Genomic DNA, 16,754 nt, shown 5'->3' on the forward strand with positions numbered 1-16,754 from the left:
CCGTGTGGTGCCGAGTATCCTCGCGCCGAGATCCGTACACCAAACGGGGACACACCGCCCGGGTGTTGCCGGCTTTGTGACAGGTGACACTATCGTTGCGACCTGGATGGGGACTTGCCGGAAGGTATTTGAGAGATGAGAGCGTTCGTCGGGAAAGTGCTGCTGTGGTGTGCGCTGCTGGCAGGGCTGATCGGATCCGGGATCGCCGTGTACGCCTTACACGTGAATGGGGCAGTGGGCTCGCTCATCGTCGCCTCGGTCGCGGGTCTCGTGCTGTTGCGCCTGCGGCCGGACGTCGGGGAAGGAGAGGCCGGCGACGACGCCCCTCGCGATGCTGCAGTCACCTGACCGTGCGCACCTGACTCCTCGATGATGAACGAGGCGGCGGCGAACAGAGGCGGCGGCGAACAACTGGATCATCTTCGGTGAGCGCGCGATTTCGGTCGGTATGCTGAACGGTCGGGCGTCCGTACGGGCGCTTCGCACGGAGGGACCCACGGCGGTCCCCGCGGGACGTCGCAGAGGAGTATCAGTTCGTGTCGCTGTGGTCACGTGCGCGTTCGGTCGATGAGCTCGACGATCGAACCTGGCTCGAGCTCATGCCGTGGCTCGATCGTTACGGGTCTGCGCGCACCGCAGCGTTGACTGCGCTCGTGCCGGGACCGAGCTGGTGGGAATCACAGTCACCGGTCGAGACCGGTGCCGCCACCGAGATTCCGGAGCTGTGCGCGGAACTGTCCCGGATCTACGTCACCGACCACCCCGAACTGCGGTTCGCGGACGGGCTGATCCGCACTGTCGAAGTCGCTGTGGAAGCCCTCGACCTGGGGATGGCGGCTGCGACCATCGTTGCGCGCCTGCCGCATGCCCCCACCACCGCGGAGCTGTTCAGTCGCAGCCCGGCCGATCTTTTCGACGTGCGCGGCGCCGACAACGACGCGGTCCAAGAAATTGTGTGCGCGGCGCTGGTGCTCACGGTGCTGCGCGACCCGGCCAGGCTCGGGCCGCAAGAGTCTGCCGTGCCTGTTCCGGCGCTCGCGCTTCTCGTCGACGACCTCGCTGCTGTCGCGCGGTGGCGCACACTGTGCGGCGAACGGGATCGACCGCTGCTCAGCATCGGTCTCGATACGGGTGCGCCCGAAGAGATCCAGGAGGCCGTCGCACGGCTCGAGGCAGTTGCGGCACGGGATCTTCCGGTTGGGGCTCCCGCAGATCCGGTGATCGAATTGGCCGACCACGTTGCGTCGTTGCCCGCCGCCGAGCGTGACGCCCTGCGACGCCGCATCCACGATGATGCCGACTCCGGCTCGTCCCAGCCATCGACGTTCCCGTTCGGCACCGCGGTGGGCGACTTCCTGGCGGCGTTGGGCACCGATGTCCGCCCGGTGGCCTCGTTCAGCCGGATCCTGCGTGATCGTCCGGTGCTGGCGCAGGTCGTGCCGGGACTCGACGCGCCGTTGTGGAAGGTCCTCGACCGCCTCGATGACCGCTGCACTGTCGCGCACGGGTGGATTGCCGTACCCGATCTCGCCGAGGCCGAGAAGCAGACCCGCGCGCTGCTCGGCGAGTTCGAGTCCGTCAACGGAGTAGTGCACCCCGCGGAGGTCGCGGCGATATGGCACCTTCCCGCGGACGAATTCGCATCGTGGATGAAGCACTGCGGAGTCGCCATGTTCGAAAACCGGATCCTCCTGCCCCAGGACACTGTCTCGGGTCACGCCGCGCAGATCCTCGAGGTGGCCGGCGATCCGCTCTCCGTCGAAACGCTCGTCGCACGCATGAACGCGAATATCGACGTCCACAGCGTCGTCGAAGAGCTCGGTGACGACGACCGGTTCACCGTCACCGAGGACGACGGGCTGTGGGGTCTACTCGAATGGGAGACCGACCTCGTGACCACCGTCGGGTCGCGCATCGCGCGGCTCGTCGATGGTGCCGGTGGCTCGATAGAACTCGACAAGGTGGCCGAAGCGCTGGTCCAACGGTTCTCGATTTCCGAGGCATCCGCCCGGGTATTCGCGGCGAGCGGGGATTTCGACGTCGTCGCCGACTGTGTCCGCCGTCGGCGGCGGACACACGTACCGGCGCTGCCCCCCGAACGCACCAAGCGCCTGTATCGGCTCGACGAGCACTGGAGGTTGCGGATTCCCGTCACGCGGGACCACATACGCGGCGCCGAGGTCCCGATTCCGTCCGCGGTCGCCGGCATCGCAGGGTGTGCGCCCGGTGCCGAGATCGTGCTGAAGTCGCGGCTCGGACCGCAGGTGCTGAGATGGACGGGGCCGATTCCGCAGCTCGCATCGGTGCGTCGGTTCCTGGACGAGCTCGGCATCGACGAATACGGCGAGCTGTTCTTCGACGTCCGGCCGGACGGCCGGTTCGACGTGCTACCCCTGCGCACATTCGCTTCGAATGCCGATCCACTCCGCAAAGCGCTCGCGCTCATCGGCTACACAATGCCGGAGGTCGTGCCGGAAGCGGGCATTGCCGCCGCGTTCGCGGCGGCGATCGGGCTGAGCGGCGAGACTCGCCCGCGCCGCATCCTCAGCGCGTACCGTGCGCGTCACGAAGCCGAGGTGGTCTCGTTGCTCGAGAGCGCGTGGGTGCGCGTACCCAGCAGTCAGGATGGCACCCGATTGTGAGGAGTTGCCGGGTGGTGCATCGTGGGTACCTCGTAGCACGATGGTGCACATGAACGACCTGCCGAACCCCGACGTTTCCGGCGTGATCCCCGCCGACGCGATTGCGCGCGCGTTGACGGGTGCTGTCGGATCGGTCGAAGCTGCGATTCTGCGGCTCACCGGCGAGGATGCCGAACCCGATACCGTCGAGAAGATCCTGGTGGCAGCCGGCGCTCCCGTCCTCGGCGACGTCGTCGCCCACCACAACGCGTTGACACGTGCGATCGCGATCGTCGATCACCGTGGATCGCTCCCGACGGACGAGTGGCGCAGCATCGCGGAACTCGGTCCGCTGCTGTTCGTGGCGGTCCAGCGGCTCCGCGCCTACGCGCTCGCGCACCTCGACGCGGTCGAGTCCGAAAGCGTCGTGTCCGCGCACGTCGCATTACTGCTCACCATGGCCGACGAAGGACGATTCGGGGAAACGCTGCAGTTGCTCGTGCTCGTCGAGGACGCTGCGACGATGTGGCAACGCCTGTGCATCGAACGTGCCCGCACCGCTGGACCGGATGCACTGAGCGAGGTCCTCGGCGCTTCACGTACCTTGCTGGCCGAACACTTCGAGCAGGACGGTGATCTGCTCCGCCGCGGGCGCCGTGCGCTGGCCCGGCTCGCCGAGGGCACCCCGCTCGAGGTTGTCAGACGTTTGTCCTCGCCGCGCACGATGCGAACGCTCGCACGATTGCGGGAGGACCTCGAAGACTTCCGCTCGGCATGCAGTGCCGATGCGGCGGGGTGGCTGGTCGACGAAGACCCCGAGATCCCCGAGGTGCTCGATTCGATCGACAGTCCGCTCAAATCAGTGGGCGGTGTCCTCGGCCGGGGTTTTGCGAAGGTCTCCGATGCGCGGCATCGTCCAGGCGAGAACGAAGGCGAACCCGAGTAGGTGGCGCGGGTCGACACCTAGGGTGCGTACCTGCGGGGCCGTCCCCGCGGGACAGTAGTGGAGCCGGTTCGTCCGGTCGTCCGGAAGGAATGGACGCCACCGTCGCTGCTACCCCGGGTGTGATTCCATGGCCACCGCCACTGCTGTTGTCCACGAACCATTTCCACTGTCTCCCGCCCAGCGTGGGTTGTGGTTCGCCCAACAGCTCGCACCGCACGTGCCGATCTGCATCGCACAGTACGTCGACATTCGCGGAGTACTCGACATCGACGTGTTCCGCCGCGTCTCGCTTGTCGCGGCATACGAGTTCCAATCGGTTTTTCTCCGGCTCGTCGACATCGACGGCGAACCCCATCAGGTGGTCGCGCCTCCGCCGGACGCCGAACTGGATGTGCACGATTTCCGTGCGGCGCCCGACCCGGCAGAGGCGGCACACGAGTGGATGGACCACAATCACACCGCTGGAATCGATCTCGCCGACGACCCGCTCACCGAGGCCGCTCTGCTTCAGGTCGCCGACGACCGGTACTTCTGGTACACGCGCATCCACCACATCGCGCTCGACGGGCACGGTGCGGCGACGTTGGTCGATCGGGTCGCCGAGTTGTACACCGCAGAGTTCGAGAATCGTGAACCACAGCCGAATCGCGCCGCCGACCTGCGCACCCTGCAGCAGATCGACCACGACTACCGTGCCTCCCGCAGGCATCAACAGGACCGCGACCACTGGGCGAAACGACTTCACACTCGCTCGGCCGCAGTCACACTCACCGACCGGATTGCACCGCCTGTGGTCCGCAGCAGGGTCGCTCGTGCCGCGCTCGCCGAGGAGACGGCAGACCGGCTGGATGCGTCCCGCGCCGATTCGGCCGCACGGATCGTGGCGGCGTTCGCGTGCCACCTCGCGCACACCACTGGACGGCAGGAAGTCCTCGTCGACATCCCTGTCTCCGCGCGCACCACCGCGGTGTTGCGTCGGTCCGGAGGCATGCTCGCCAACGTCGTACCCCTGCTCGTGGCAGTACACAGCGACGACACCGTGGGCACGCTCGTCGACAGGGTCCGGCTGGAACTCACCGGTGCGCTGCGTCATCAGCGGGGGAACGTCGACGACATCCTGCGTGAGCTCGGCGCGGACGTCGCTGCCCGGCAGATCGCGTCGCCTGTCGTCAACGTGATGCTCTTCGACCGGCAGTGGCGGTTCGGGCCCACTGTGGCCGATTTCCACATCCTCACCGCAGGCCCGGTGCCGGACATCATGATCAACATCTATCGTTCCGGCCACCCACCGCAGACGATCGTCGAGATCCGCGCCAATCCCGGCCGCTACACCGACGACCAGGTGCATCGGCACCACGCGCGACTCCTCGACCTCGTCGATGCGTTCGCGTCCGCATCGTCGGACACGCCGCTGACCGGCATCGGGGTGATCGACGTGCCCGGCGTTGTCCGCGGCGCAGCAGGGGAGACCACCGTGACGATGCCCGAGGTCCTCGCCGCTGCCGTCGCCGCGAATCCGCACGGTGTCGCGGTGCAGTGCGAGGGACGCACCGTCACCTACGCCGAACTGGATGTGATCTCCGACCGGATCGCCCACGCCCTCCGTGTCTCGGGAGCCGGCCCGGAGACGGTCGTGGCCGTCGCGATCGCACGGTCGATCGAATCGGTGGTGGCCCTGTGGTCGGTCGTCAAGAGCGGCGCTGCCTTCGTGCCTGTCGATCCGTCGTACCCGACCGAACGGATCGAACACATGCTTACCGATTCGGCCGTGGCGGTGGGACTCACCACCCCGGCATTCCGGGCAGCGCTGCCCGACGGGGTTCGCTGGCTCGAGCTCAGGGACGGACTGCCCGCCGCGGAGCTCAGCGAGTCTGCCGCCGCGTCCACACACCCAGACCGCGCCGCGTACCTGATCTATACGTCCGGGTCGACAGGCGTTCCCAAGGGCGTCACCGTCACCCATCGCGGCATCGCCGACCTGGTCGCCGAACAGCGCGACCGCTTCGGCGGGCATCCCGGCGCCCGTGTGCTGCACTGCGCCTCCCCGAGTTTCGATGCCTCCGTCTTCGAGATCCTGTGGGCCGCGGGTAGCGCGGCGAGTCTGGTCGTGGTGCCACCCGCCGTGATGGGCGGTGACGAACTCGCCGGGATTCTCGAGCGCAACGACATCACCCACGCCGTCCTCACACCGACCGTGCTGTCCACGGTGCCGCGGCTCCCGAGTTCCCTGCACACGCTGGCAGTCGCCGGGGAAGCCTGCCCCGACGACCTCGTCGAACGCGTGGCCCCCGGTCGTGTGATGCTCAACGGCTACGGGCCGACGGAATCGACCGTCATGTCGAACGCCGCGACGCTCGCGGTCGGCGAGTCCGTGACGATCGGAGGTCCGGTCCGCGGACTCACCGAAACCGTCCTCGACGGCCACCTGCAACCCGTGCCCGTCGGGGTGGCCGGGGAGCTGTACGTGGCCGGTCCGGCGTTGGCGCGCGGCTACCGCAACCGCCGAGCCCTCACCGCGACACGTTTCGTCGCAGCGCCCGGCGGCACGCGCATGTACCGCACCGGCGACGTGGTGCGCTGGCGGCGGCTACCCGACGGCACGCTTGTCCTCGACTATGTGGGCCGCTCCGATTTTCAGATCAAGATCCGCGGTATCCGGGTCGAACTCGGTGAGATCGACGCAGCGCTGGTACGTCACCGGCTCGTTGCTGTGGCCGTGACGGTCGGGCGCACCGATCCGGCCGGCGACCTCGTTCCCGTCTCGTACGTCGTTCCCGACTCGGATGAACCCGACGTCCGCGAACTCACCGAGTATCTACGCGGCTGCGTGCCCGCCCATCTGGTGCCCGCCGCAATCGTCGTCCTCGACGAGCTGCCCGTCACGCCCGTCGGGAAACTCGACCGCACGGCTCTGCCGGAACCCGTGTTCGGCGCGAGGACCATCGAGTTCGTCGCACCGGATGGCACAGTCGAACATGCTGTCGCGGAGGTGTTCGCCGAGATTCTCGGGCTCGAGCGGGTGGGGCGCGACGACCACTTCTTCGACCTCGGCGGCAATTCCCTCAGCGCAACCCGCGCGGTCGCCCGTGTGAACGCCGCGCTCGGGATAGGGCTCGGCGTACGAGACCTGTTCGAGGCGCCGACCGTCGCGAATCTCGCGGCCCGCGCACACGATGCCGCACCTGCTGCGGCGCTCGTTCCTGCCGGACCCCGCCCCGAGCGGATTCCCCTGGCGCCCGCCCAGCAGCGCATGTGGATCGTCAACCAGGTCGACACCGCGTCGCCCGCGTACAACGTACCCATCGGGTTGCGGGTCACCGGCGGCCTCGATCTCGACGTGCTCCGCGCGGCCTTCGCGGACGTCGTCGCGCGACACGAACCGCTACGCACCCGCTACCCGTCGTCGGAGTCGGGCCCCTACCAGGAAGTCCTCGACGACGCGGTGTTCGACTTCACACCCGTGCCCGTACACGGCGAAGACGGCATGCGCGATGCGCTCCGCGAACTCGCGTCCGCAGGGTTCGACGTGAGCCGCGATCTCCCGGTCCGTACCGCGCTACTGCAGCTCGGGCCCGCAGATCACGTCGTCGTGATGGTTGTGCACCACATTGCCGCAGACGGCGCGTCGACGCTGCCGCTCGCCCGCGACACGATGCTCGCCTACACCTCCCGGCTACAGGGACACGCCCCCGCGTGGGCGCCACTTCCGACGCGCTACACCGACCACGCGCTGGGGCACCTCGCCCGACTCGGCGATGCCTCCGACCCGCAGTCGTCCCGGTCGCGGCAGATCGACTTCTGGCGGTCGACGCTCGAGGGCGTCCCGGAACTCCTCGACCTGCCCGTCGACCGGACCAGACCCGCGCGCCGCACTCACCACGGGGGCGCGGTGTCGTTCGAGATTCCGGCCGAAGTGCTCTCGGGCGTGGTCGCGCTGGCCCGCGCCCACGAGGCGACAGTCTTCATGGTGATGCACGCGGCGTTCGCCATCCTGCTCGAACGGATCACCGGTGCAACGACACTGGCGATCGGGACACCGGTAGCGGGACGCGGCACCGCCGAACTCGACGACATGGTCGGCATGTTCGTCAATACGGTCGTGCTCCGCTCCGACATCGATGCCTCCGCGTCGTTCGACGAACTCCTCGACCGCACCCGCGACCGAGATCTGGACGCCTTCGATCATGCGGACGTGCCGTTCGACCAGGTTGTGCAGGCACTCGATCCGGCGCGGTCGACGTCGCATTCCCCGCTGTTCCAGGCCTTGCTCGAATTCCGCAACCCTGCATCCATCGGCATCGAACTACCCGGCCTCGCGGTCGACGCCGTCGACATAGCACCGTCGGTAGCCAAGTGCGACCTCTACCTCGCTGTGGAGGAACCGCGGGAAGGGAGCTCAACGAGTGCCGAATTCGGCTACAGCACAGATATTCTGGACGAGACAACAGTCCGATCTTTCGCTGCGGCGTTCGCGCGGGTACTCGAAGCGATCGTCAACCGACCCGCCTGCGGGGTCGGCGCGATCGACATCCTGAGCTCGACCGAACGAGCCGATCTCGTACCGGTCTCGGGGCGGCCGACAGAACCCGCAGTCACCATCCCGCGGCTGCTGGCGCGCGGCGCCGCGATCGGAGGCGACGCCGTCGCGGTCGTGTGCGGCGACGCGAGACTCACCTACCGCGAACTCGATGCGCGCTCGAACCGGCTGGCCCGCCGGCTCATCGACCTCGGAGCGGGACCCGAAACTGTGGTTGCCGTCGCGCTGACTCGTTCGGTGGAGTCGGTCCTGGCGGTGTGGGCGGTTGCGAAAACCGGTGCGGCCTTCGTTGCGGTCGACCCGAAGTACCCCTACGCGCGGATCGAGCACATGATCGAGGATTCCGGCGCTACCACCGGGATCACCGTCGAGGAACTGCAGGCCGACCTACCACCACTCCAGCGGTGGGTGGTTCTCGACGACCCTTCCGAAAGAAACTCCATCGCAGACTGTTCCGGGATCGCGATCACCGACATCGACCGTCGCGCATCGCTACGCCCACACCAGGCGGCCTACCTCGTCTACACCTCGGGATCGACAGGGACGCCCAAGGGTGTCGTGGTCACCCACACGGGACTGGCTGGATTCGTCGAGGAACAGCGCACGAGGTTCGTGCTCGGGTCGCGGTCGCGGGTCCTGCATTTCGCATCGCCGAGTTTCGATGCCGCTGTCCTCGAACAGCTGTGGGCCTTCGGGTCGGGCGGGTGCCTGATCGTTGCCCCTCCCACGGTCTACGGCGGCACCGAACTCGCTGATCTTCTCGCCCGGGAACGTGTCACGCACATCGCCCTGACACCGTCGGTGCTCGCCACTCTCGACCCTACCGGACTCGACCACCTGCGCACGGTCGTCGTCGGTGGCGAAGCCTGCCCGCCCGAACTCGTGGCGCGGTGGGCGCCCGGCCGCGAGATGGTCAACACCTACGGGCCGGCCGAGAACACCATCCAGACCAACGCCGGTGCGCCGCTGGTGCCCGGCGGGCGTGTCGACCTGGGTGGGCCCATTCGCGGAGTCACCGAACTGGTCCTCGACCACCGCCTTCGGCCGGTTCCTGTCGGAGTGGTGGGGGAGTTGTACGTGAGCGGACCCGCGGTGGCCCGAGGCTACCGGAACCGGCGCGGCGGTACGGCGTCCCGATTCGTCGCCGATCCGTTCGGGAAGCCGGGGGAGCGGATGTATCGCACCGGCGACCTCGTGCGGTGGCGCCGCGGCGCCGACGGCGCACCGACCCTCGACTACATCGGACGCAGCGACCTGCAGGTCAAGATCCGCGGATTCCGCATCGAACCCGGTGAGATCGAATCGGTGCTTCTCGACGCCCCCGACGTAGCCCGTGCGGTGGTCACCGTTCGCCGCGACCGCCTCGACGGCTATGTCGTTCCGTCTCCCGGCACAGACATCGTCGCCGACGATGTTCGCGCCCACGCCCAGACGCGACTCGCTCCGCATATGGTGCCGACGACCCTCACCGTGCTCGACACGCTCCCCGTCACCCCCAATGGCAAACTCGATCGGGCGGCACTGCCGATCCCCGACCTCGCCGAGGGACGTCGACCCTACCGGGCGCCACGCGATGCGACGGAGACCGCCGTTGTCGCCGCGTTCGCCGGAGCCCTCGATACCCCGAGAGTGGGGCTCGACGACGACTACTTCACCCTCGGCGGCACCTCGCTCGGCGCGACGGCCGTGGTTGCCGCGCTGTCGGAGTCCCTCGGTCGTCCCGTTCCGGTGCAGTGGATCTTCACCCACCCGACCCCGGGTTCCCTGGCTCGACACCTTGTCGATTCACCGGCGGGTGAAGACTCCTGCGATTCCTTCGATGCGGTGATCCCGATGCGTGTGAATGAGTCCGGAGATCCGCTGTTCTGTGTCCACCCCGCGTCAGGGCTGGCGTGGTGCTTCACCGGACTCGCGCGGCGAATCGACGACCGGCCCGTGTACGGACTGCAGTCACCGCTGTTGACTGATCCGGATCGCGTTGTCGACACCCTCGCGGGTCTCGCCGCCGCGCACGTCGAAAGCATCCGGGCGACGCAGCCGCACGGTCCGTATCACTTGCTCGGTTACTCGGTGGGCGGGCAGATCGCCCACGAGATCGCAACTCAACTCGTCGCCGCGGGGGAGGTGGTCGCGACGTTGACCATGCTCGACACTCACCTTCAGGACCGAGCACCCGACGCGGAGACCGTCGCCGCCGAGATCGAGGCACTAGGGCCAGGATCCGCGCGACAGCACCGAGACCTCCTGCACAACGTCTTCAGCCGGACCGTCGGCTTCGTCACCGGCCACCGACCAGCTGAACGACTCACCACCGACCTGCTGTTCTTCGAATCGGCCGACGCCGTCGCCGCGCGGATGCCCGATCCCGCCCAGGTCTGGCAAGCGCACATCGACGGGCGCATCCTCATGCACCGTCTGGACGTCACCCACCGGGACATCACCGGTTCGTTCGCACTCGACCAGATCACCCCGGTCCTCACGGACCACCTCCGGAAAGGCCGATCATGACCGACCAGACCAGTGTTCTCCGTGGCCGCCGATCGGGCATCGAACCGGTGAGCGTCTTCGACGATGTCCGGGACGACGAGCATCCCCGCACCGGGGAATTGCGTCGCTGGGCGGTCGACTTCTTGTGCAGCCCGCACGACGACCTCGGGCGCAGTGGCCCGGTGTGCCCGTTCGCGGCGCCGTCGATCGGTCGGGGGCTGTTCTATGCGGTGGTCGTGCCGGGTGCGATCGACGCGCAGCGTATGCGCGACGTCGCCGACGACCTCGCCGAACTCTTCCCGCACCTGTCGCCGACCTCAGGGCCCGATGCGGCACTCAAGTCCGTCGTCGCGGTGTTCCCCGACGTCACCGACTTCGACGTGATCGACCTCGTGCAGAACGAACGCAAGTCGGAGTTCGTACTCGACGGGCTGATGCTCGGTCAGTTCTACCCGGGCTGCACTGTGTCCGGTCTGCGGAACAGTGTGTTCCGGGCGCTCGACGCGCCGCTACCCATGCTCGCCGTCCGGCACATGGTGGGCTCGGACTTCCCGTTCCTCGCATCGCAGCGAGAATGGGTACTCGCGTATCTGAAGAAATTCGCTGCGAGCGTGCCGTCCATGGTGCGCGCCGACATCGCCGACCGCGTGATGACTTCGTGATGACCGCCGCCAGTCCTGAGCGAAGGGCACATTGGGACTGATGAAGGAGACGAGTGTGCCATTCGCTCACCTCCTGGAGGGGAGGAGGCTACCTGAGCGCGTCGAGCGCCTCGGCGATCGGGGTGTCACCGTTGTTGAATTCGATGGTGCGGCCCACCGTCCCGGGACGCTCCAGCACCGCCGCGACGACGGCAGCGACATCGGCCCGCGACACCTGCCCGTTGTCGCTCGCGCCCTGACCGGCGATGTCGATGCGTCCGGTCGGCGGATCCAGCGTCAGAACGCTCGGCCCCAGAATCGTCCAGTCGAGGTCGGTGCCGCGCAGGTGCGCATCGGCGGCGGACTTGGCCTCGGCATACGGGTAGAAGCTGTTGTCCTCGGGCACGCCGTGGTCCGGGCGTGCCCCGAAGTACGACACCATCACGTACCGGCGGACGCCAGCCTCCTGCGCGGCCGTCATCGACGCAATCGCCGCGTCGCGGTCCACCGCATAGGTACGGTCGGGGTTTCCGCCACCAGCCCCCGCTGACCACACCACCGCATCATGCCCCCGCAGCAATTCGGTCAGCGCCGCGATGTCGAGTTGTTCGACGTCGGCTACCACGGGCGTGCCTCCGGCGGCTCGTACGTCGTCGGCGTGGTCGGGGTTGCGAATGAACCCGCTGATCTCGTGGCCGGAATCGGCGAGTATCCGCTCGAGGTGAAGCGCGATCTTGCCGTGTCCGCCGAAGAGTGCGATGCGTGCCATATCGGGTGCTCCTTGCGTCCGGGACGGTGGTGCCTCTTCCAGCATGCCTGTTCCCACGCTTCTGTGTGCGTGAGAAGCATCAGCGGATACGTTCGAGAGCCTCATCGACGAGGTGCTCGGCGATGGCCATCGATGAGGTGGCCCCGGGCGAGGGTGCATTGCGCAGATGTACGACGCGCCCGTGCCCGGTGATAACGAAATCGTCCTCCAGCCCGCCATCGGCATTCATGGCCTGCGCGCGTATTCCGCGGGGACCGGCGACCACATCGTCGGCGGTGAGTCCGGGAACATATCTCGAAGCCTCGGCCACGAAGCGCCGAGTGCTCGTGGCGGTGCGCAGTTCGCGGCCCGCCGCGGGAAGGTTGTGTGCCGCGAACTTCCAGAACCCGGGCCAGGCGACGGCGTCGCGCAGGTCGCGCCACGAGCCGCGGAGTCCACCGTAGCTCTCACGTCCGGGTGAGAGAAACGCGTTGGGTCCCACCATGACTTCACCGTCGATGCGTTTCGTCAGATGTACCCCGAGGAACGGGTAGCGAGGGTCGGGCACCGGATAGATCAGACCACGAACCTTCGAGGCGGCCGCGGGTGTCAGCAGTCGGTAGTCGCCGAGAAACGGAACGATCCGAGGAGTACGCGTGTCGCCGGCAGAATGCGCGAGGCGATCGGACTGCAGCCCTGCACACGTGATGACCAGGTCGAACGCGCAGGTATCAGAAGGGGTGTCGACGACAACCTGAATCCCCGCGGTGCGCAGACCGGTGACCGGAGTGCCTGTGTGCAGAGCGCCGCCCGCAACCGTCACGTCGTCGGCGAGTGCGCGGGTGACGGCGACGTAGTCGATGATTGCGGTGTGCGGCGAATGCAGCGCCGAGATCCCCACCGCGTGCGGCTCGATTGCCGTGATCTCGTCGGCTCCGATTCGTCTGATGCCCGGAACTCCATTGGCAGTTGCACGGGTCTCGATCGCGTCGAGTCGCTCGAATTCGGATTCGTCCAGGGCGACGACAAGCTTTCCGCACTCGCTGTACGGGATGCCCTTCTCGGTGGTGAACTCCTGAAGTAGTTCGACGCCGCGCCGGCACAGCCGAGCCTTCAAGCTCCCCGGCGTGTAGTAGAGACCGGCGTGCACCACACCGCTGTTGTGGCCGGTCTGGTGTGCTGCAAGTTCAGGTTCCTTCTCGAACAGGGTGACGTCGTGGTCCAGCATCGCGAGTCGGCGTGCAGTGGCAGCGCCGATGATTCCACCGCCGATAACGGCGGCGCGCAGCGTATTCATGGCGCCACTCTATTCGCGGTGATGCACGGCATGTAGATGATGCAGGACTTGCGCCTCCGCCAGGGGGAGTGGCACCAACCGGCCGCTCCGTCGAGTGCGCAGTTCTGGTCGCGCTGAGTGCGAACCGGCGACGAGAACTGCATGCTCGAACGGCCAGTGGGTGCGGTCGGAGGGGCCCTTTCATCGGATCGATGGTGCCTTTCGAATCACTGTCGAGGCCATCCGAAAAAGGTGGCCTCGAAATGGGCATCGTCCCGTCCGCACAAACAGTGCGAACGGGACGATCGGCACAACATGGTCTTTCTAGCGGAACGCAAGCTCCACGTCGGACGGTGACGGCTGCCCATGCGTGGGATCGATCTCGGCGTGCTCCTCCGCGTGGCGGAACGGCACGACCACCTTCGGATCGATGCGCATGACGGTGTAACCCGCGACCGCGCCGGCGCCGAATCCGGGTGCGAAGATGCGCACCGGCTTGTCGATGACACCGTCACGGACGGCGTCGTGGATCGCGAGCGGGATACTCGCCGACGACGCGTTGCCGACCTTCTCGATGTTGAAGTACAGGCGATCCGCCGACAGTCCGGCATTTGCGGCGAGCTCGATGATCATCGTCTTGTTCGCCTGGTGCGGCACGATCAAATCGATGTTGTCGAGCAGCGTCCCGCCCTTGCCGACAGGAGCGGGCAGTTCCTTGATCTCGTCCAGCATCTGTGCGAGGTAGCGACCGGCGAGCGACTTGACCTCGGGACCGTAGACGGTGATGAAGTTGTCGAAGTCCGGGTTGGGCCAGATGATCGAATTGACCTCGCTCGTAGGCCCACTCGCGTAGCTGTTGAAGTACTCGATGTCGGAGTCGGCGCCCTCGGCCGCGGGCGAGACGACGATTGCGGCAGCGCCGTCACCGAAGATCATGCGCGAGGGACGGACATTGCCGATCTTGTCGGAGAATTTCTCGACGCACACCACCAGCACCGGTCGCTTGACCTGCTGCATGATCCGGGTCGCCTCGGCCAGGCCGTAGGGCATACCCGCGCACGCGGCAATGAGGTCGAATGAGGCGTGGCTCTGTGCAATTCCGAGTTCACCGGATATCCACGTGGCGAGCGACGGGATCAACCGTCCGCTCGTGCAGGTGCACACGATGACAGCGCCGATGTCTTCGGGCCCGACCTTCGCATGGTCGACGGCCTGTTTCGCTGCCGAGAGTGCGAGGTCCTCGAACGTGCCGGAGGTGTAGCGGCGTTGCTCGATTCCGGTTTTCGTGGCGATCGACTCGGCCGTCATCGGAGACCAGTTGTACGCGGTGTTCCGGATCAGATCCTCGTTGGTGCAGACCGTGTCGCCGTGCGCGACTGCAAGGGCGTCGATGCGCGGTCGGACTGCGAAATCCTTGCTGACGTCGATTGCGGAGTAGGGCTTCGACGGCGCGGCGGGGGTGGGGCTGGTGAAGCTCACGCCCTTGCGGGTCTTGCCGGACACCGCCCGGGTGATGAACCGCTGGATTTCCCGATCGCGCGGAGTGAAGATGACGACGTAGTCGTCATCCTTCAGCTCCGAGACCTTGACGACCTGAAGGTCGTTACGGTTGTAAGGATGCTGGTTGTGTAGCACCATCGACCACCGGCCGAGGGCCTCGAGCTCCGCGATATCCTCACTGCTGTCGAGGATCTCGTCGTAGGTGTAGATCGGGAAGTTCGGATCGTGATTGCCGATCCGGAGCGTCATGTTGTCCGGGTCGGCGAGCAATTGCTCGACCGTCGGTTTGACGGTGGGTAACGATCCGGCGATGTGCCGGCGGGAGCCGAAGACATTGAACAGTCGTGCGAAGATGAGATCCTCGGCCGTGTCGTTCCAGGCAGCAGGAAGTTCACGATAGGCACTCTGGACGGCAGCCATACGGTCCGCTGCATCCGGCCAGGGGGTGAGGGTCGGCATGTAGATGTCGTCGCGGTTGCGAGGAACATCCGACCATCGTGTCGGCTGCTTGTCGAACATGGTGAGCGCGAACCGGTTGGCCCAGAAGCCACTCAGCGCCATGTCTCGCATGAGTTCGAACTTCGACGTGTAGACGCCCTGCGCGCTGCGCGAGAGGATCTCGGATACCGAAGGAGCCTTCGTGTCGAAATCGCGGCGGATCACCGAGTCGAGGTGCTCGATGCTGGTGAACGCCGAGAAATCCAGATCGGGAAAGAAGTTGGACGGGAAGACGATCTTGCCATGCCGGTTGAGCTCGAAGGGCTGCATGTGAAGTGGGAACCGTTCAGTGGTGTACGGGTTGGCAGATGGAGCGCGCGATCACATGTCGAGTCCGCCGTTGACGCCCCATACCTGGCCGGTGATGTACGACGATGCGTCGGCCGCGAGGAAGTGGACGACACGAGCGATTTCCTGGGGGTCGGCAAGGCGCTTGACGGGGATGCTGTCGGTGATGCGTCCGAGCACCTTCTCCGGGATGGCGTCGACCATTTCGGTGGCGACGAAGCCCGGGGTGACGGTGTTGACGGTGACACCGATGCTGTCCGGGGTGAGCAGGCCTGCCTTGCCCAGGTGGAACGTGGCTTCCTTTGCGAGGGTTTTGGTGAGGCCGAAGAGGCCGGCCTTGGACGCGGCATAGTTGGCCTGGCCGATGTTGCCGGTCTCGCCGATGACGGACGAGACGTTGACGATACGGCCGGTACCGCGCTCGAGCATGTGGCGAAGAGCGGCCTGGGCCAGGTAGAACGCGCCGGAGAGGTTGACGGAGATGACCTTGTCCCAGTCGTCGTCCTCCATCTTGAGTACCGTGCGATCGATGGTGATGCCGGCGTTGTTGATCAGGATGTCGATGCGGCCGTGTTCGGCGATGACCTCGTCGATGGTCCGGCGGCAATCCTCGGCATTGGAGACGTCCCCCTTGTGCACGGAGTAGTTCACGCCGTCGCGGCCGTTGGTCTTCAGATCTGCCAGGAACTGATCGGCCTGCGAGGTGTTGCGGGCGTAGCCCGCTGCCACGGTTGCGCCCTGAGTGGCCAGGCTGCGGCTGATGGCAGCACCGATGCCTCGCGTCCCTCCGGTGACGAATGCGACGCGTCCGCGAAGCTTGTTGCCCTGGACGGACTGCGTGGTGGGTTCGGCAGTGCTGGTCATGTGTCGTCTCCTCTGACTGGCGGCGATCGCGTCAGGCACTGCGATGTGCCTTTGGGGCTGCGTGTGCCCGATAGTGTTGTGGTGGTGCGCGATTGCGATATTCCCCTGCTGCGCTTTGTATTGTCGAGCGCCCCTGCTCGTCAACTCCCTGCGCATTCAATGATGCAGTATTTCCTCGACTTTGTCATGTGCAATGCGTCTCTGTGGATATTCGTGAGAAATTCATGATCAATTCATAATACGTTGCAGTGCAACATATTAGGGAAAGGTTGGGCGAGTACTCGCGAGTACGAACAGGCTGTCTGTTTGCAGAGGTGTCCGCGTACGTGTGCAGGGTTGGTTCTGAGG

At 66.5% G+C, this 16,754-nt stretch carries 9 protein-coding genes; 5 read left to right on the forward strand and 4 right to left on the reverse strand.

The features are described 5' to 3' along the window. The first annotated feature begins 135 nt into the window (after positions 1–135). The 5 genes from ACZI8W_RS02495 to ACZI8W_RS02515 all read left to right on the forward strand — a co-directional run bounded on the left by ACZI8W_RS02495 (position 136) and on the right by ACZI8W_RS02515 (position 11,253). The gene (locus ACZI8W_RS02495) at positions 136–348 is read left to right on the forward strand and encodes a hypothetical protein (protein WP_463366890.1); all 213 of its coding nucleotides are present in this window, start codon (positions 136–138) and stop codon (positions 346–348) included. A gap of 188 nt (positions 349–536) precedes the next feature. Next, the gene (locus tag ACZI8W_RS02500; RefSeq protein ID WP_463366891.1) at positions 537–2,642 is read left to right on the forward strand and encodes a hypothetical protein; all 2,106 of its coding nucleotides are present in this window, start codon (positions 537–539) and stop codon (positions 2,640–2,642) included. Between the two features lie 49 nt (positions 2,643–2,691). After that, positions 2,692–3,567: a hypothetical protein gene (locus ACZI8W_RS02505; RefSeq protein ID WP_463366892.1), complete on the forward strand. Its 876-nt coding sequence runs from the start codon at positions 2,692–2,694 to the stop codon at positions 3,565–3,567. Positions 3,568–3,694: 127 nt separating this feature from the next. Further along, entirely contained in the window at positions 3,695–10,612 is a 6,918-nt protein-coding gene (locus ACZI8W_RS02510; protein ID WP_463366893.1) for an amino acid adenylation domain-containing protein, read from the forward strand. Then, positions 10,609–11,253: a DUF6875 domain-containing protein gene (locus tag ACZI8W_RS02515; RefSeq protein ID WP_463366894.1), complete on the forward strand. Its 645-nt coding sequence runs from the start codon at positions 10,609–10,611 to the stop codon at positions 11,251–11,253. The genes ACZI8W_RS02510 and ACZI8W_RS02515 overlap by 4 nt, the downstream gene beginning before the upstream one ends. Positions 11,254–11,341: 88 nt before the next feature. Here ACZI8W_RS02515 and ACZI8W_RS02520 read toward each other — a convergent pair whose 3' ends face one another. The 4 genes from ACZI8W_RS02520 to ACZI8W_RS02535 form a co-directional block, all read right to left on the reverse strand. Beyond that, positions 11,342–12,001 (reverse strand): SDR family oxidoreductase, encoded by a 660-nt coding sequence (locus ACZI8W_RS02520; RefSeq protein WP_463366895.1) that lies wholly within the window; start codon positions 11,999–12,001, stop codon positions 11,342–11,344. Between the two features lie 79 nt (positions 12,002–12,080). Continuing rightward, on the reverse strand, positions 12,081–13,277 hold the full coding sequence (gene lhgO / locus ACZI8W_RS02525; RefSeq protein WP_463366896.1) for an L-2-hydroxyglutarate oxidase: 1,197 nt from the start codon (positions 13,275–13,277) through the stop codon (positions 12,081–12,083). 303 nt (positions 13,278–13,580) lie between these two features. Further along, positions 13,581–15,524 carry a ketoacyl-ACP synthase III gene (locus ACZI8W_RS02530; protein WP_463366897.1) on the reverse strand — a complete coding sequence of 648 codons (1,944 nt, stop codon included), beginning with the start codon at positions 15,522–15,524 and terminating at the stop codon, positions 13,581–13,583. 51 nt (positions 15,525–15,575) lie between these two features. After that, complete coding sequence (locus tag ACZI8W_RS02535; protein WP_463366898.1) at positions 15,576–16,406, reverse strand: beta-ketoacyl-ACP reductase; 831 nt, start codon at positions 16,404–16,406, stop codon at positions 15,576–15,578. Positions 16,407–16,754 lie beyond the last annotated feature (348 nt).

This window comes from Rhodococcus ruitaii, assembly GCF_055230935.1.

Excerpts from the sequence above, each read along its gene's own strand:
- ACZI8W_RS02520 (WP_463366895.1), bottom strand. The coding sequence starts at position 12,001 with ATGGCACGCATCGCACTCTTCGGCGGACACGGCAAGATCGCGCTTCAC.
- ACZI8W_RS02515 (WP_463366894.1), top strand. The coding sequence starts at position 10,609 with ATGACCGACCAGACCAGTGTTCTCCGTGGCCGCCGATCGGGCATCGAA.
- ACZI8W_RS02530 (WP_463366897.1), bottom strand. The coding sequence starts at position 15,524 with ATGCAGCCCTTCGAGCTCAACCGGCATGGCAAGATCGTCTTCCCGTCC.
- ACZI8W_RS02495 (WP_463366890.1), top strand. The coding sequence starts at position 136 with ATGAGAGCGTTCGTCGGGAAAGTGCTGCTGTGGTGTGCGCTGCTGGCA.
- lhgO (WP_463366896.1), bottom strand. The coding sequence starts at position 13,277 with ATGAATACGCTGCGCGCCGCCGTTATCGGCGGTGGAATCATCGGCGCT.
- ACZI8W_RS02505 (WP_463366892.1), top strand. The coding sequence starts at position 2,692 with ATGAACGACCTGCCGAACCCCGACGTTTCCGGCGTGATCCCCGCCGAC.
- ACZI8W_RS02510 (WP_463366893.1), top strand. The coding sequence starts at position 3,695 with ATGGCCACCGCCACTGCTGTTGTCCACGAACCATTTCCACTGTCTCCC.
- ACZI8W_RS02535 (WP_463366898.1), bottom strand. The coding sequence starts at position 16,406 with ATGACCAGCACTGCCGAACCCACCACGCAGTCCGTCCAGGGCAACAAG.